This is a genomic window from Desulfovibrio diazotrophicus, assembly GCF_902498985.2.
GTDB classification, from domain to species: domain Bacteria; phylum Desulfobacterota; class Desulfovibrionia; order Desulfovibrionales; family Desulfovibrionaceae; genus Desulfovibrio; species Desulfovibrio legallii.
Genome location: NZ_OX346397.1, coordinates 1,314,757 through 1,331,220, shown reverse-complemented (window position 1 = coordinate 1,331,220; position 16,464 = coordinate 1,314,757). Strand labels below are relative to the sequence as shown.

At 63.0% G+C, this 16,464-nt stretch carries 11 protein-coding genes; 6 read left to right on the top strand and 5 right to left on the bottom strand.

Annotated features, from left to right (window positions below; all coding sequences use genetic code 11):
• Window positions 1-211 precede the first annotated feature (211 nt).
• The gene (locus J7I12_RS05735) at window positions 212-1,336 is read left to right on the top strand and encodes a radical SAM protein (protein WP_270229465.1); all 1,125 of its coding nucleotides are present in this window, start codon (window positions 212-214) and stop codon (window positions 1,334-1,336) included.
• 816 nt (window positions 1,337-2,152) lie between these two features.
• On the opposite strand, the gene J7I12_RS05730 is transcribed toward J7I12_RS05735, so the two are convergent.
• Window positions 2,153-2,608, bottom strand: a complete 456-nt coding sequence (locus tag J7I12_RS05730) for a zinc resistance protein (RefSeq protein ID WP_118230497.1) — start codon at window positions 2,606-2,608, stop codon at window positions 2,153-2,155.
• Between the two features lie 327 nt (window positions 2,609-2,935).
• Between J7I12_RS05730 and zraS the strand changes: the two genes are divergently transcribed.
• From zraS to J7I12_RS05715, 3 genes are all read left to right on the top strand, one after another.
• Window positions 2,936-4,411 (top strand): two-component system sensor histidine kinase ZraS, encoded by a 1,476-nt coding sequence (gene zraS / locus J7I12_RS05725; RefSeq protein WP_118230496.1) that lies wholly within the window; start codon window positions 2,936-2,938, stop codon window positions 4,409-4,411.
• 121 nt (window positions 4,412-4,532) lie between these two features.
• Window positions 4,533-5,894: a sigma-54-dependent transcriptional regulator gene (locus J7I12_RS05720; RefSeq protein ID WP_118230495.1), complete on the top strand. Its 1,362-nt coding sequence runs from the start codon at window positions 4,533-4,535 to the stop codon at window positions 5,892-5,894.
• Between the two features lie 10 nt (window positions 5,895-5,904).
• Window positions 5,905-6,522 carry an HD domain-containing protein gene (locus J7I12_RS05715; protein ID WP_242621250.1) on the top strand — a complete coding sequence of 206 codons (618 nt, stop codon included), beginning with the start codon at window positions 5,905-5,907 and terminating at the stop codon, window positions 6,520-6,522.
• Window positions 6,523-6,557: 35 nt separating this feature from the next.
• Here J7I12_RS05715 and argB read toward each other — a convergent pair whose 3' ends face one another.
• A complete protein-coding gene (argB, locus tag J7I12_RS05710; protein WP_118230518.1) occupies window positions 6,558-7,337 on the bottom strand; it encodes an acetylglutamate kinase in 780 nt (259 codons plus the stop codon).
• Between the two features lie 189 nt (window positions 7,338-7,526).
• On the opposite strand from argB, the gene J7I12_RS05705 reads away from it, so the two are divergent.
• Complete coding sequence (locus J7I12_RS05705; protein WP_118230494.1) at window positions 7,527-9,638, top strand: ATP-binding protein; 2,112 nt, start codon at window positions 7,527-7,529, stop codon at window positions 9,636-9,638.
• Between the two features lie 177 nt (window positions 9,639-9,815).
• Window positions 9,816-11,216, top strand: coding sequence for a glutamate--tRNA ligase (gene gltX, locus J7I12_RS05700; protein WP_302413542.1), 1,401 nt, complete (start codon window positions 9,816-9,818; stop codon window positions 11,214-11,216).
• A 311-nt stretch (window positions 11,217-11,527) separates the two neighbouring features.
• Here the strand turns inward: gltX and bamA are convergent, their stop codons facing one another.
• The 3 genes from bamA to J7I12_RS05685 are packed head-to-tail and all read right to left on the bottom strand — an operon-like array spanning window position 11,528 to window position 16,188.
• On the bottom strand, window positions 11,528-14,290 hold the full coding sequence (gene bamA / locus J7I12_RS05695; RefSeq protein WP_288907605.1) for an outer membrane protein assembly factor BamA: 2,763 nt from the start codon (window positions 14,288-14,290) through the stop codon (window positions 11,528-11,530).
• On the bottom strand, window positions 14,271-14,957 hold the full coding sequence (locus tag J7I12_RS05690; protein WP_118230491.1) for an ABC transporter ATP-binding protein: 687 nt from the start codon (window positions 14,955-14,957) through the stop codon (window positions 14,271-14,273). Before J7I12_RS05690 ends, bamA begins: the two co-directional genes overlap by 20 nt.
• A 1-nt stretch (window position 14,958) precedes the next feature.
• A complete protein-coding gene (locus J7I12_RS05685; protein WP_165450925.1) occupies window positions 14,959-16,188 on the bottom strand; it encodes a lipoprotein-releasing ABC transporter permease subunit in 1,230 nt (409 codons plus the stop codon).
• Window positions 16,189-16,464: the final 276 nt, after the last annotated feature.

The following is a 16,464-nucleotide window of genomic DNA, read 5'->3' as shown; positions in this document are numbered from 1 at the left end:
ACGCCGTGGAAACACGGCCTGCTCCGGACTGCTTCACATGAACGGAGCTTTTGTGTAAAATACACACAACATCAAGGTAGAGCAAGGTTTTTCTTGTGAAAGCGACGTATTGGCCGCAGCGGCCTGTCCATTTTGTTGATATCCTATATAAAGCAAAGCGTATGTCCAGAGCTTGGCCAGCCGCCGGGCGCCCTTGCCCGTGGCGCAAGGTATGAGCGCCGCTTCCCGCGGTGGCCGATATGCGGCGCGCGCCATGTCTGTTTCCGGTTCCGGCACAGCCGCGAGGCCGGTCTGGAGCCTCCTGGTGCCCTGGCCCGTCGGCGGTGCGGCGGGGCCCCCTGTTTTTCCCATATTTTTACCCTTCCAGGGCTGCCCTGTGCGTTGCGTGTTCTGTGCGCAGGACGTGCAGACCGGCCTTCTGCCGTTTTCTGACCCGGTGGCGGCGGTGCGCGCCGCGCTGACATCGGCCTCCGCAGCCCTTGCCGAACGCGCCGCCAGGGGGCTGCCCCCAGTGGAACCGGCCTTTTACGGAGGCACCTTCACTGCCCTGCCCAAGGCGGCCCTGGCTGCCTGCCTGCGCTGGGCGGGCAAGGCCAGGGAGCGGGGCTGGGCCACCGGGTTTCGCTGCTCCACCCGGCCGGACAGGGTGGACGCGACCGGGTTGGCCCTTCTGCGCGAGGCGGGCTGCCGTACGGTGGAGCTGGGGGTGCAGAGTTTTGCCGACCACGCGCTGGCAGCGGCGCGGCGCGGCTATACGGGGGCGATGGCGCAAACCGGCTGTGCTCTGGTGCGGCAGGCGGGGCTGCAGCTTACTGTGCAGCTCTTGCCGGGCATGCCCGGCCACAGTCCTGCAGACTTTGCCGCCGATGTGGCGTGCAGCCTGGCGGCGGGCGCACAGGCTTTGCGGTTCTATCCCTGCCTGGTGCTGCGCGGTACGGGCCTGGCCGAGCTGTGGCGCAGCGGACGCTATCGGCCCTGGCCGTTGGACGCGACCCTTACGGCCCTGGCCGTGGGCTGGCTGCGTGCACGGGAGGCGGGCGTGGCCGTCATCCGCATGGGTCTTGCTCCGGAACCGGGCCTGGACGCGGCCGTGCTGGACGGTCCCCGCCATGCCGCTCTGGGGGCGCGGGTGCAGGGCCGTGCCTTGCTCCTGGCCGTACGGCGGGCTCTGGAGGCGACGTGCCGTGCCGAAGCCGGTTTTGCCTTGGAGGCCCCCCACGCCTGTCAGGGGTTTTTCTGGGGGCACAAGGGCGAACTGCGGCCGGCCTGGGAGGATCTGGGCCTGCGTCGCCTGCATTTCAGCGCAAGGAGCGGCCTGTTGCTGGAGGCTCTGTAGGCTGGCCCCTTCTGTGGCGGACCCCAAAAAGAGAGGCGGCCGCCGGAGGGTCCGGCGGCCGAGAGAGGGAGGATGTTCCGATGGTTAGAGGTTCTGTTCTTAAGGAGGAGGTTTTGAGGAGGGAATCCGTAATGCCCTCAATGGGGGCGGAGAGCATCGCGGAAATTTGTTTTTATATTTGTACCGCCCGTCGGCGGATTGACTGGGATAGGCTGCTGTCAGCTGCCGTGACGGAGGGTTATGCGCTCCTTACAGAATTTGTTCACATGCCGGTTTTGCTCTGCGCTAACCGATGTTTTATATAGCAATCGGTGTGCCAATATTAATTAAATAAATTATTTTAGTGTGTTGTGTTGAAGGTCTGCGGATGAGGCCCTTGCTGGAGCAGGAATCTGTATATTTTTTTTACAGTTGCAGCAGGTTTGTGGATAATTTTTATACAATTGTCCAGAAATTATCCTTTGGCAGAATTTATTCGTCGGGGCAGGCCCTTGTGCAAGCCTTAGATGCAGAGGGGAGGGCGGTTGTGCGCATCGGCGCAAGCAGCCGTCCGCCGTGGAGGCAAGTACTATGTATTTGCGCGGTTAAGCGCCGGTACGGGCGTACGTAAACGTTGAGCACACATATTTTTAAAGATAATCTGCTCTGGTGCGGGCTTGGATCGTTGTGATACAGAAGTCTGGCCCGTTACGGCGAAGGGAAGTTATCGGCAAAGATGGCCGCGCTGGTCACGGGCCAGGGAGGTCGGCAAAAAAAGATTGCCTTTGAGAGGGCTATTCTCAAAGACAATCTTTTTCAGCGCGGTGCCGGATTGGTTTATTGGCCCGGCATGGGCGGCAGACCGGAAACTTCCATGCCGCAGCCGCGACTTAGGGGCGTACCCAGAGAAACGCCGGCCTGGCGACGCATGTCCGCATCAGCGTGCAGCAGCAGGGTGCGCAGTTCGTCGCGCAGAAACTGCAGTTCGCGCCCCAGTTTGGGCAGGGTGTCCGGAGGGGTTTCCAGGTCGTAGCGCAGTTGGGCCAGTTCATTTTTTTTCAGCAAAATACGCTGGCGCAGAGCCTGTACGCGGGGCAGGTAGTCTTCCACCACCTGCTGCGCCGGGATGCGCTGGGCCGGAGAAAGCCCCTCCAGCCAAGAGCCCAGCCCCGGAACTGGGGAGGCTTCCCACTGGCTGACGGCGGCCACGGGATCTGAGGCCTGCCGGTTTACCGCAGCGTCCGGCAGGTACAGAGTGGCGAGCACACAGAGGGCAAAACAGGCTTTGAGCATACCTGACCTCAATCGGAGAGGTGTATACATTGCCGCGCTCCACTCCCGCAGGAAACGGGCGCGGCGGTTTGTTCATTTTATATGCAAAAAATGCGCCAATATTGAGTTTTCTGGTGGCGTAGCGGCATGTTTGTGCTGCCCTGCAGTAAAGTTCTGCCGTAATGTCTGCCCTGAGGCCGTTCGGCGGCGGCAACGGCGCTGCGTCATTGTTCCGGCGGCAGCTGCGGCAGGCGTTGCCGCTGGCTTGCCGCAACCTTTGCGGCGGCACAGCCGCAGCGCGCATATGCTCTGGTGACAAGCGACGCCTTGTAAGGCTATACTCCCGGTATGTGCAGCGTCAAAGAGCCCTCTTCCGTTGCGGGCGGCCAGGGCGAAACCCGTCCCATACCGCCGTGGCCCGGCCGCGCTCCCGTGGTGCTGCTGCTCAGTGCCGCTGCCGTGGTGCTGGCCATGATGATCGGCCTGCTGGCCTTTCTTTCGCTGGAACGCAGCGAGGCGGGCATGGCGCGTTTGCTGGCCGAGAAAGGTTCCTCTCTGATCATGGCCTTTGAAAATATTCTGCGTTCCGGTCTGCGCAGCGAGGTGGGCGTGCGCCTGCAGGCGCTGCTGGAAGAAATGGCCGACAGCCCCGGCATCGATTTCGTGGCCGTGACCATGCCGGACGGCACCATTGTGGCCCACAGCTACCGGGCCCGGCTGGGCGAAATCCTGCAAGCCGACGGGGCTGAGATGGATGAGGCCCATATGCGGGAGCTCCACGTCGACGCCCAGGCCCGCTGGCGGGTCATGAACATGGAAGGGCAGCGCGTTTTTGTGGTCTATCGCCGTTTTTCGCCGGGACTGCCGCACGCGGTCGGCGGGCCGTCTCTGCCCATCATTTTTCTGGGGCTGGACATCTCACCTTTTGAGATGACCCGCAGTCAGAACCGGGGGTACATTGCCATGCTGGCGGCCGTTACGCTGCTGGTGGGCCTGGCCTGTCTGCTGGCGTTGTACTACGCCGAGCGGGCGCGGGAGTCGCGCCTGGGGCAGCGCCGGGCTGAAGGCGAAGTGCGCCGGCTGGAAGAAGAAGTCCGCCGCAAGGAAAAAATGGCCGCCGTGGGCAATCTGGCGGCGGGCGTGGCCCACGAGATACGCAATCCTTTGAGCTCCATCAAGGGGTATGCCACCTACTTCGGCCAGCGCTTTCCCGAAGGCAGCGAAGACCGCGAGGCTGCACTGGTCATGGTCAGCGAGGTGGACAGGCTCAACCGCGTCATCATGGACCTCATCGGCCTGTCGCGGCCCAGCGACGTCTGCCCCCGCCCCGTCAGCCTGGAAGCTGTGGTGGAGCACGTTGCGCAGCTTATTCGACAGGACGCGGAAAAGCGCGGCGTAACAATTGTCTGCCGCAAGGCCCCGCGCGTGCCTCTGGCTCTGGTGGACCCCGAACGCATGGGCCAGGCCCTGCTTAACCTCTGCCTCAACGCCCTGGACGCCATGCCTCAGGGCGGCGTGCTTACCCTGGCCGTGGGCCGGAGCCGGCAGCGCGTCTGCCTTATGGTGCGCGATACGGGTACGGGCATTGTGCCCCGGCAGTTGCCGCACATTTTTGATCCTTATTTTACAACAAAAGGGCAGGGCACGGGGTTGGGCCTCGCCATGGTCCATAAGATTGTGGAGGCCCACGGCGGCGAAATCGGCGTGAGCTCCCACTTGGCCAGGGAGGGGCAGCCGGGCGAAACCATTTTTCGCGTCTGGCTGTCCTGCGCGCCGCAGGGCGCGCAGTCCTTTGTAGAGCGCCGCCGCCGGCGGCGGGACTGAACGCCCGCACTGCGGGCGAAAAGACTTGGGGGGCGGAACCTCCGATGCGACGGGGACGTAAACGCCCCGGCCGCAGGCGCACGTTTGCCGTGCGGCCGCCGCCCCCACAAGGAGACAGGTTTTGAGCAACAGCATCCTTGTGGTGGATGACGACCAGGCCCATCGGGGCATGCTCCGCACCATGCTCCGTTCCTGGGGCTATGCGGTGAGCGAGGCCGCAGACGGCGACGAGGCCCTGAACCTGGTGCGGGAGCGGGCCTTTGACGCGGTGCTCACAGACGTGCGCATGGCCAGAATGGACGGCATCCATACTCTCAAAAGTGTTCTGGAGTACAATCCGGCCTTGCCGGTGGTGCTCATGACGGCCTATTCCTCTGTGGAAACAGCGGTGGAGGCCCTGCGCCTGGGGGCCTACGACTATCTGGTCAAACCCCTGGATTTCGAGATCTTACGCCACACCCTGCGGCAGGCCATCGAGCATTCCCGCCTGAGCGTGGAAAACCGCGAACTGCGCCGCCAGCTGAGCGAAGCGGCGGCCCGGCCGGGCATTCTGGGGCGCAGCCCCGCCATGCTGGCCATGCAGGAAACCATCGCCACCGTGGCCCCCACTGAGGCTACGGTGCTCATCACCGGCGAATCGGGCACGGGCAAGGAACTGGTGGCCCGCGCCCTGCACAGCGGCAGCGCCAGGGCGGACAAGCCCATGGTGACGGTCAACTGTGCGGCCCTGGCAGAAAATCTTCTGGAGTCGGAGCTTTTTGGTCATGAAAAGGGCTCCTTTACCGGGGCGGACAGGCGGCGCGAAGGGCGCTTTGTCCAGGCCAACGGGGGCACGCTGTTTCTGGACGAAATTGGTGAAATGCCCCTGCCACTCCAGGCCAAGCTGCTGCGGGCGCTGCAGGAAGGCGAGGTGCAGCGGGTGGGTTCGGACGCGCCCCTTACTGTGGACGTGCGCGTGCTGGCCGCCACCAACCGAGACCTGCGCGAAGAAGTGGCCCGTCGGCGCTTTCGCGAGGATCTTTACTTCCGGCTCAACGTCATCAGTCTGGAGGTGCCCCCCCTGCGGGACAGAGGCGAGGACATCCCTGTGCTGGCGGCCCATTTTCTGGAGCGTTTCGCCGGGCGCAATCGCAAGAGCATCCGCGGCTTCTCTCCGCAGGCCGTGGACAGCCTGCTGCGCTATGCCTGGCCCGGCAACGTGCGGGAGCTGGAAAACGCTGTGGAGCGTGCCGTCATCCTTTGTAACGGCGACCTGATCACCCGCCGCGAGCTGCCCGCCGCCATTACTGAAGCCGCCTCCCCCGAAGAAGCCTCTTCCGCTGCCGTGGGCGCCCTGGCGGGCCTGCCCCTGGATGAGCTGGAGCGCCGGGCCATAGGCGAAACCCTGCGCTGTACCGGTGACAACAAGAGCGAGGCCGCCCGTCAACTGGGCATTACACGCGCCACCCTGCACAACAAGCTGCGCAAATACGGGCTGGAATAAAAGGAAAACCATGAGCGAAGAAAAAAACTCCCCGCCGGATCCGGAGGGGGCCCGCTGGGATCGGCTGGCGGATTTTTGTCACGAGCTGGGCATGTTGCGGCGAACGCCGCGTTCGGGTTTTGCTTTCCTGGGCAGCGGCGGCGAGAGCGTGGCGGAGCATTCCTACAGGGTCAGCGCCCTGGGCTATGTGCTGGCGCGTCTGGCCGGGGCCGACCCCGCTCGGGTGACCCTGCTCTGCCTGTTTCACGATTTGCACGAGGCCCGCACGGGCGACCTCAACTATGTGAACCACCGCTATGCCCGCCTGGAGCCGCGCCGCGCTCTGGAGGACTGCCTGGCGGGCACAGGCCTGGAAGACGCCCTGCTGCCCCTCTGGGACGAGCTGGAGGCCCGCCAAAGCCCCGAAGCCGCCCTGGCTCACGATGCGGACCAGCTGGACCTTATCTGCAGCCTGAAAGAGGAGCTCGATAAGGGCAATGCCTTTGCGGCGGACTGGCTCAAAAGCGCTGTGCAGCGGCTGCACACCCCGTCGGCCAGACAACTGGCGGAAGCCGTGCTGCGCGCGGACCACAACCGTTGGTGGCACGGCGGGGTGGACGAAGCCTGGTGGGTGCGGCGCGGCCGCTGAAGTCCCGCCGAAACAGCCGCACTTGGAAACTGCCCCTAGGCTACCACTGTCCCCAGGGGCGCGTCGTCCAGCAGGTAGCGCCGCAGGCTGGAGGGCGCGCGGCCGTCAAGGATAAGCGCGCGCTGGCAGCCCGCGTCCAGGGCGTCCAGGCAGGCCAGCACCTTGGGGATCATGCCTCCGCTGATGACGCCTTCGCGCTGCAGGGCTGCAATCTCCTGCCGGTTCAGGCTGGGGATAAGCCGGCCCTGGGCGTCCAGCACTCCGGGCACGTCCGAAACCAGTACAAAATACTCCGCCTTGAGAGCGCCCGCCAGAGCCCCGGCGGCCGTGTCGGCGTTGATGTTCAGGGCCTGCCCCTCGGGGCTGTTGGCCAGGGGCGCCACCACCGGCACAAAGCCCGCCGCCAGCAGGCAACGCACCAGGGCAGGGTCCACCCCTTCCACCGTGCCCACCATGCCCAGCTCCGGCCTTTGTACCCGCGCCCGCAACAGCCCGCCGTCCCTGCCGGAAATGCCCACGGCGCGCACGCCGTGCCCTGCCAGTTCGCTGACCACAGCCTTGTTTACCTGGCCGCAGAGGACCATTTCCACCACTTCCAGGGTGGCGGCGTCCGTAACGCGCAGGCCGTCTACAAAGCGGCTTGCAATGTGCAGGCGGTCCAGCAGGGCCGAAATCTGCGGCCCGCCCCCGTGCACCAGCGCAAAGTCCATGCCCTGGGCGGCAAGTTGGGCAAGGTCGGCGGCAAAGGCCGCCTGTAGGTCCGGCTGGGTCATGGCGTGCCCGCCATACTTGATCACAACTGAAGCTGCGTGCATATTTTTTCTCTCCATTTTTGCCAGTCCTGCCTAGCACTCCCGGCCCCTCAACGCAAGGGCAGGGCAGGGGCGGGCGTGGCAACCGGGCGTCAAAACAGTGAATATATGATAACGTCCGCGGCCTCGCACCGATTGTGCTGCGGAAACAAAATCGATATAGTACCATTTCCACCCTGAGGAGTATAACGGATGGCCGAAAACGGCGGGCAGGAATGGCAAGAGGACAGCGCCTGGATGCGGGAGGCTCTTACGGCTGCCAATGTGGGGCTGTGGATCATTGAGCTTGATACCCGTACGGGCGTTTTGCGCCTGCGCGCTGATGGCGTTACCTGCCGATTGCTGGGTGCGGACGCGGGCATGACGCCCGAAGCCTGCGCCCGCTTCTGGCTGGAGCGGGTGGACAGCCGCTACCGCGCCTCGGTGGAAGCCACCCTGACCGACCTGAGGCGTGACAGCCGCATGCACGAAGTGCGTTACCCCTACAACCACCCCCGCTGGGGCGTGGTGCACGTGCGTTGCGGCGGGCGGCGCGTTTCTGCCGACGACGATCCCCTGGTGCGCGTCACCGGCTACCACCAGGATATGAGCGAGCTGCACTCCGCCCACCAGGCCCTGCGCGAGAGCCTGCTGCGCCTTTCTCTGGCCTGTCGGCTGGGCTGGCTGGGCGTTTTTGAAATGCGCAGCGTCCACGGGCAGGTGGACTGCACGGGTAACGACGTTTTTTACGAACAGTTCGGCCTGCACGAAGGCGCCGGGCCAGAAGAGCGCCTGGCCACCATTACCGAACGCATCCTGCCCGAAGACAGGGCCGATTGGCGCGTCCTCTGCAACCCCGACAACTGGCTGCCCGGCCGACAGATCCACCTGCAGCTGCGCGTGGTGCATCCCCGCCGGGGCCTGCGCTGGTGCGCCCTGGTCTATGAAGTGACCGGCGGCAAGGGGGGAGCCCGCGTCACCGGCTATGTGAGCGACGAAACCGAACAGCGCCAGAACGAGCGCGTGCTGCGCGAGGCCAAGGAAAGCGCCGAGGCCGCCAATGCCGCCAAAAGTATCTTTCTCGCCAATATGAGCCACGAGATCCGTACCCCCATGAACGGCATTATGGGCATGGCCCACCTGGTGCTCAATACAGACCTTACCCCCCAGCAGCGCGATTATGTGGAAAAAATTTACGGCACCTGCGATTCATTGCTGCAGATTGTTAACGATTTGCTGGATTTTTCCAAAATAGAAGCCGACCGGCTGGAGCTGGAGCAGCAGCCTTTTTGTCCTGCGCAGGAGCTGGAGGCCGTTATGGTGCTGCTGCGGCCGCGGGCCTCCAATCATGTCAGCCTGGAAAGCCATGTGGACCCGCGTCTGCCTGCCTTTCTCACCGGCGATGCCCTGCGCCTCAGACAGATTCTGCTCAACCTGGGCGGCAATGCCGTCAAATTTTCTCAAAAAGGCCGGGTCTGTATTTCTCTGGACTTTTTGCGCCGCCAGGGCGGTCAGGTGTGGATACGCTGTTCCATCAGCGACGAGGGCATCGGCATGAGCCGGGAAGAGCTCTCCCGCATTTTTACGCCCTTTATGCAGGCGGATACCTCTATTACCCGCCGCTTTGGCGGCACGGGCCTGGGTCTGGCCCTCTGCCGCCGACTTACTGACCTCATGGGCGGGGCCATCAGCGTGCAGAGCGAACCGGGCAAAGGCAGCGTGTTTCGGGTGGAGCTGCCCTTTGCCCCATGCGCGGACGACTTGGCGCGGGCCGCGGCCGCAGGTGATGCGGGCGACACTGCCGCCAACGCCGCCCGTCTGCACGGACGTTGCGTGCTGGTGGCCGAGGACGGCGACATCAACCGCGAGATCCTGGAAGTGCTGCTCTCGGGCATGGGCGTCACCTGCCTCGCCGCAGTCAACGGCCAGGAGGCCCTTGATCTTTGGCAGGCCCGGCACGCGGAGATCGACGCCATCCTTATGGACGTGCAAATGCCCACCATGGACGGCTACACGGCCACCAGGCGCATCCGTGAAAGCGGCCTGCCCCGCGCTCTGGAGGTGCCTATTGTGGCCTTGACGGCCTACGCCATGCGCGGTGACGCCGAGCGCAGCCGCGAGGCCGGCATGAACGCCCACCTGACCAAGCCCCTCAAGGTGGACGATCTGACCCGTGCCCTGGCCCGCATTATGCCGCCCACCCCGCGTGCGGGTTTGGCCGCAGCTTCGGGAAGGAGCGCAGCCCCAGCTTCAAACTCAGGTTCCGGTGCGGCTTCGGGGGCAAGCAGCGCCGCACTTGGGCGGGGCACAGGCGACCATGCTTGACACAGGCGGCGGCCTGTGCCTACTTCGCCTGTCCGGGCCGAAGACCGCCCTTCAGAAAATATTTCTTACGCCGTCGCGCGGTTGCGTCAGGCTGCGACCGCCGCTTGCGCGGCGCGCCGCCGTTGCTGAGCGTCGTTGTAACGGTGAACCTGTCCATTCTTCAGCAAGGATAACGTCATGACCCAAGTGGTAACCCGATTCGCCCCCAGCCCTACGGGACATCTGCACATCGGCGGCGCGCGCACAGCCATTTTCTGCTGGCTGCTGGCCCGTCATTTCAATGGCCGCTTTCACCTGCGCATAGAGGATACGGACCTCCTCCGCTCCAAGCAGGAATACACCGACTCCATCCTGGCCTCCATGCGCTGGCTGGGCCTGGACTGGGACGGCGAGCCCGTTTACCAGACCAACCGCACCGAGCTCTACAACAGTTATGTGGACAAGCTGCTGCAAGCCGGCCACGCCTACTGGTGCTCTTGCACGCCCGAAGAAGTGGAGGCCATGCGCGAAGAAGCCCGCCAGGCCGGCCGCAAGCCGCGCTACAACGGCCGTTGCCGCACCCGCGACCTGGGCCCCGGCGAAGGCCGCTGCGTGCGCCTTAAAACGCCCCTCAGCGGCAAAGTGGTCTTTGACGATATGGTCAAAGGCCGTATAGCTGTAGACGTGAGCGAGCTGGACGACATGGTCATTCGCCGTGCGGACGGCATGCCCACCTACAACATGGCCGTGGTGGTGGACGATCACAGCATGGGCATCACCCACGTCATTCGCGGCGACGATCACGTCTCCAACACCCCTCGCCAGATCCTCATCTACGAAGCCCTGGGCCTGCCCGTGCCGCGCTTCGGCCATGTGCCCATGATTCTTGGCCCCGACCGTCAGAAGCTCTCCAAACGCCACGGCGCGCGCGCCGTCATCGAGTACAAACAGGACGGCCTGCTGCCCCAGGCCCTGGTTAACTACCTGGTGCGCCTGGGCTGGTCCCACGGCGATCAGGAGCTCTTCTCTAAAGAAGAACTCATTGCCTATTTCGACGGCTCCAATCTTAACCCCGCCGCCGCCGCCTTTGACCCCGCCAAGCTCGAATGGTGCAATGCCCATTTCATGCGCACCATGCCCCTGGATGAGCTGGCTCGCCTTACCGCCCCCTTTGTGGCCGAAACCGGCCTGGGCGACCTGCCTCAGGAGCGTCTGGAACCCCTCTGCCTCATGTTCCGCGAACGGGCCAACAACCTTAAAACCCTGGCCCAGAGCTTCCGCCCCCTGCTGTTGCCCGCGGCAGAGCTGGAATACGTGGAAAAGGACGCCGCCAAACACCTGATCGAAGCCGGCAGGGTTCATTTGCGTGCCCTGGCCCCCATCTTTGCTGCCTGCCAACCCTTTTCCGCTGAAAACCTTGAGGTCGCCCTCAACGCCTATGTGGCTGACAACGGCCTCAAATTCAAAGCCGTGGCGCCGCCTTTGCGCACGGCCCTCATGGGTTTTATGGGCGGCTCACACCTCAATGAAATCATGGCGTTTTTGGGCCGGGACGAAACCCTCGCCCGTCTGGAACGCGCCGCCGCCACAACGTATTAGACGGTAGGCGGGGAAATGAGAATATGGGGGAGGGGAAACTTTTGTGAACAAAAGTTTCCCCTCCCCCATGCCTCCGCCCTTGCAAAAAACTTTTTTTTGCAGCCCACGCCGGGGGTGCCCTGAGTGATGGGCGTGTTTTGAACGGGACAAGCCCGGAGTGACGGGCCGCAGCCTGTGACGGCGCACTTGGGCGGAACAAAAAGAACGGCGCGGATCGTATGATCCGCGCCGTTTGTCGTCAGCAGGCGTCAGGCCGGTTCAGGGCCTTGCAATTTTGCAAGGCCCTGAACCGAGCGTGCCATAACCTTTTTTTAAAAGAACTGGCCCATGCTGAATTCAAAGCGCCCCGATTCCATTTCCTTGTCATAATCCTGCACCAAGGGGACGCCGTAGGCTATGCGCAGGTCACCCATGGGTGAACGCCAGCGCAGCTCCAGGCCCGTGGAGCAGACAAAGTACTTGTCCAGGTCGTTGCCCATGGTCTTGCTGTCGATATTGAAGCCCGCGTCGAAGAAGGGCACCAGAGCCAGGCCCAGATCTTTCTGGAAGGTCCAGATGTATTCCACGTTGGCCACGCCCATGCGGTCGCCGCCGATCTGTTCGCCCTGGTATTTGTAGTCGCGGGGCGAAATGTCGGAGTAGGAATAGCCGCGGATGGTATCCATACCGCCGACCCAGAAGCGTTCAAATACAGGCACCTTGTCGTTGGTGTTCTGGAAGACGCCGCCCAGGCGGCCGCGCACATGCACGGTGTTCTGCGGGTTAAAGGACCAGAAGCCCTGCCAGTCGGCCACGGCCTTGACAAAGTTGTCCGTGCCGCCCAGGCCGCCGCCGCCGTATTCGGCCCAAAGCCGGGCAATGGTGCCCTTGGTGGGGCGTTCCTTGTTATCCGTGGTGTCGCGCAGGATGCGGCCGGAAACGGCGCTGGTCCAGTTAATGCCCTTGTAGTCGCTGATGTACGGTGAGGCGTTGTCGTCCACGTCATAGAGTTCGTAGCGCTCCAGACGGTAGGACAGGCCCACAGAGGTGTATTCGCCGATGGGGTAGGCCAGACGGATCGTATCGCCGATGGTGTCCTTGGTGAAATCGTCCCAGTAGTCGTGGGTGTAGTAGAGGTCGTTGCCCACGGAAAGGTCCGTGTCATAGAGGCGCGGGTTGGTAAAGGAAAGCACGCCCGAAGTGCGCCGCCAGGAGAAGAAGCCCTGCAGCTGCAGCAGGTAGCCGCGGCCAAAGAGGTTGCGCTCCATGATGGAGGCGGACACGCCCACGTCATAGTAGCTGGAATAGCCGATACCGCCCATGATGGCCCCGGTGTTGCTTTCTTTAACGCGCACCTTGAGGTCCACCTCATCTTCTTTTTCGGTGGGGATGAGGTCCATATCCACGGCGGAGAAGTAACGCAGGCGGTTCAGGCGCTCGTTGGAGCGGCGCAGTTTGGCGCCTTCATACATATCGCCGTCGCCCAGGCGCATTTCACGCAGGATGACGTTGTCGCGGGTTTTGGTGTTGCCTTCCACCATGACGCGACGGATAAAGACTTTCTGTTTTTTGTTGACCACATACCCCACGTCCACTTGATCGCTGCCGTCATCGGCCTTGATGAGGCGGGTATCCACCTCGGCGAAGGCGTAACCGTAATCGGCATAGTAGTCCGTAAGGCGTTTGGAGTCCTCCTGCATGACCGTCAGCGAGAAATACTTGTTGGACTTCTTCCAGTCGTCCATTTTGACGACCTGAAGCATCTTGTCCTCGCTGTCGATGACGTCGCCCGCAAAAACCACATTCCGGACTGTGTAGCGCGGTCCTTCATGCACCGTGAAGGTGATGTGGATGCCGTCGTCCTTGTATTCCACTGTGGGCGCGCCCACCTGGATATCGATATAACCTTCGTTAAGGCCATAAGCTGCAATGGCGTTGGTATCGCGCTCCAGGTACTCTTCTTTGAGTACGCCGGTGCCCGTAAGCCAGGAAAAAATGCCCCGCGGCTTCAGGGCCATGTATTTGTCCAGATCTCCGCGGTCCAGCTTTTCCAGACCGTCGATTTTCACTTCTTTGATGTAGAGCTTGTGGCCTTCTTCCACGGTGAGGATAAGCACCGCCCCGCGGCCGCCTTGGCGGTCCTCCAGCCGGTAGTTGACCTTGGCGAGGTAGTAGCCTTCCTTGCGGTAGAGCTCCGTAACCTTCTGCAAGTCGTCGGAAAGCACCTGCTCGTTGAGCACGCTGCCGGGTTTGGTGCCCATGGCGGCCAGCACGTCGTCTTTGTCAATATCCTTGGAGCCTTCCACCTGGATGTTGTCAATGCGCGGCTTTTCCACCACCGTAAAGACCAGCACGTTGCCTTCCATGGCAGCCTGTACGTCGCTGAAGTAGCCCATATCCCAGATACGCTTCACTTCTTCGTTGATGGCGTTGGCGTCCGGGGTGTCGCCCTTGCGGATAGTCAGGCGCATGAGCACCGTGTCCGGGTCCATAACGTTCATGCCGCGCACCTGCACGTCGGCAATGCCGCCCTTGGCCGCAGCCGGCGTGCTCATGGGCACCAGGTCCGGGCCACCGTCTGCGGGCGCGGCTGTCGCGGTTGGCGCTGCAGATGCGCCCGCCCCGGTAAGCTGGGCCGCGCGCGTGGCCAGATTAGCCGCACACTCGTCCAGGGCCAGCAGGCTGTTGCGCTCAAAAGCCGCGGGCACGGCCGCGCCGTTAAGGGGCACCAGGCGCGTGTCCATACTGAAGCCGTTGCCCAGCTGATTGAAATTGCCATAGACCACCAGCGTGGCCCCGGCCTCGCGCCCCAGGGCGCGGGCCGCGGCCAGGTCAATGGTCTCGCCGTTCTTGCGTTGCAGCTGTGCGGCGGCGGCCAGGGGCACCACCTTCATGCCGTGCTGTTCCATCTGGGTGGCAATGGCCTGGGGTACATGGTCAGCGGCGTCGGGCATGTCCGGCCCGGCATTGACCTGGAAGGGCAGCACCAGTACCAAGGGCGGCTCTGCCGCCCTGGCCGCATGGGGCGCAAGCACCGTCCAAGCCAGTAAAGCGAGGCAGGAGACGGCAAGAAGCTCAGGCAAACGTTTTTTCATACAGATTCCCCGCTTTCAGTTCCAGGATTCTGCCCATACCCGCGGCCAGTTCCCGATTGTGGGTCACCACCACCAGGGTCATGCCCAGTTCGCGGTTGAGTTCGTTCATAAGGGAGCCCACCTGCGCCCCGGTGGTTTCGTCCAGGTTGCCGGTGGGTTCGTCGGCCAAAAGTACGCGCGGGCGCAGCAGCACAGCGCGGGCCAGAGCCACGCGCTGACGTTCGCCGCCGGAGAGGGTGGCGATTTTGCTTTCCTGACGCTCGGCCAGCCCCACACGTTCCAGCATGGCGCGGGCCTGGGGCAGCACTTCGCCCCGCGACCGGCCGCCGATGATGGCCGGCATGGCGACGTTTTCCAGTGCCGAAAATTCCGGCAGCAGGTGGTGAAATTGAAACACAAAGCCCAACGTCCGATTGCGGAAGGCCGCCTTCTGGTCCGGGCTCATGTGGGCCATGTCCGCACCGTCAAAGCATACCGCACCCGTCGTGGGAGAATCAAGGGCCCCCATGAGGTGCAGCAGGGTGCTCTTGCCCGAACCGGAAGCCCCCACAATGGCCATGGTGGAGCCTTCTTCTACCGTCAGGCTGATATCTTTGAGAATTTCCAGAGAGCCGCCGGGCGCGGCAAAGGTTTTGCCCACGTGTGAAAAAGTGTAGAGAGCGCCCATGCTATTCGTACCGCAAGGCTTCGGCCGGTTCCAGGCGGGCAGCCTGGCGGGCCGGGTAGAGGGTGGCCAGAAAACAGAGCAGCATGGCGCTTGCGCCGATGATGAGCACGTCCGTGAGACTGATGCTGATGGGCAGGTGGTCCAGGGTGTAGACATTTTCCGGCAGTTTGATGAATTGGTAGCGCTTGAGCAGCCAACCCAGGCTCAGGCCCATGGCGTAACCCAGCAATGTGCCGATGACGCCGATGATGCTGCCCTGCAGCATGAAGATGCGCCGGATCATGCCCCGTGTGGCCCCCATGGACATCATTATGGCAATGTCCCGCGTTTTTTCCATAACCAGCATGACCAGGGTCGTGACAATGGAGAAGGAGCCGATGAGCACCACCATAGCCAGAAGGATGAACATGCCGATTTTTTCCAGCTTGAGCGCCGCAAAAAGGTTGGCGTTCATTTCCATCCAGGAACGGGCGTAGAAGGGCGAGCCCAGCTCCGTGCCGATGCGGGCGGCGGTTTTGTCCGCTGCAAAAAGGTCGGCTACAGTGATCTCCACTCCGGAAAGGTAGCCTTCGGGCAGGCCCAGCACGTCACGTGCGGCCGCCAGGCTTACAAAGGCCAAGGAGGAATCGTACTCAAACATGCCGGTTTTGAAAATGCCCGCCACGGCAAATGGCCGGATGCGCGGGGCATAGCCCGAAGCCGTCTTCTGCCCCGAAGGGGAAAGCAGGTTGACCCGGCTGCCCAGGCCCAGGCCCAGGCGTTTGGCCAGCTCATCCCCCACAATAATGCCGGGCGCGTCGTCCTTTTTCTGCAGATTGTCCACCGAGCCCGCGCGCATCTGCCGCAGCATGGAGAGCACCGAAGGCGCGCTCTGCGGGTCTATGCCGCGCAGCACAATGCCCTTGACCCCCCCCGCGCCGGAAAGCATGACCTCCGTATAAATAAAAGGCGTGGCCCCGGTAACGCCCTCTACGGCGCGCACGCGCTGCAGCAGATCCGGAGCGTTTTCAAAGGCCGAAGGCACATAGGAAAGCACAATGGCGTGCGCATTGGCCCCCAAAATTTTGTCGCGCATGTCCGTGGTCAGGCCGTTGTACACGCCCAGCACCACCACCAGCGCGCCCACCCCCAGCGCCACGCCCAAAATGGACATGACCGAGATGACCGAGATGAAGGTTTGCTTGCGCCTGGAAAAGAGGTAGCGCAGGGCTACAAAGAGTTCGAACCGCATTGGCGGCATATTGGCCCAGCTTGGGGTTATATTCAAGATTTTTTTTAGATGGTCGGCGCGGGGCGTCTTTTGCCCCCTGGCGGCGTCAAGAGCCTGCGCCGGACCGGGTCTGTACCAAAAGCGTACTATCCCCGCCCCGGCGCAGACTTTTTCCTTGCCAGGGAATAAAATGCATCTCGTGATTCCCCTTTTTTCTTCCTTCAGGTTATGCGCCGGACTTCTCTTGGTCGGGGCAGGAACGCCCCTGCAAGAAGGGCGCGGTCCAGCAATCCCCAT

Bases quoted from the DNA above. Each gene is read 5' to 3' on its own strand.
- J7I12_RS05705 (WP_118230494.1), top strand. From the start codon at position 7,527: ATGGCCGAAAACGGCGGGCAGGAATGGCAAGAGGACAGCGCCTGGATG.
- argB (WP_118230518.1), bottom strand. From the start codon at position 7,337: ATGCACGCAGCTTCAGTTGTGATCAAGTATGGCGGGCACGCCATGACC.
- J7I12_RS05690 (WP_118230491.1), bottom strand. From the start codon at position 14,957: ATGGGCGCTCTCTACACTTTTTCACACGTGGGCAAAACCTTTGCCGCG.
- J7I12_RS05730 (WP_118230497.1), bottom strand. From the start codon at position 2,608: ATGCTCAAAGCCTGTTTTGCCCTCTGTGTGCTCGCCACTCTGTACCTG.
- J7I12_RS05685 (WP_165450925.1), bottom strand. From the start codon at position 16,188: ATGCGGTTCGAACTCTTTGTAGCCCTGCGCTACCTCTTTTCCAGGCGC.
- J7I12_RS05715 (WP_242621250.1), top strand. From the start codon at position 5,905: ATGAGCGAAGAAAAAAACTCCCCGCCGGATCCGGAGGGGGCCCGCTGG.
- J7I12_RS05735 (WP_270229465.1), top strand. From the start codon at position 212: ATGAGCGCCGCTTCCCGCGGTGGCCGATATGCGGCGCGCGCCATGTCT.
- bamA (WP_288907605.1), bottom strand. From the start codon at position 14,290: ATGAAAAAACGTTTGCCTGAGCTTCTTGCCGTCTCCTGCCTCGCTTTA.
- zraS (WP_118230496.1), top strand. From the start codon at position 2,936: ATGTGCAGCGTCAAAGAGCCCTCTTCCGTTGCGGGCGGCCAGGGCGAA.
- gltX (WP_302413542.1), top strand. From the start codon at position 9,816: ATGACCCAAGTGGTAACCCGATTCGCCCCCAGCCCTACGGGACATCTG.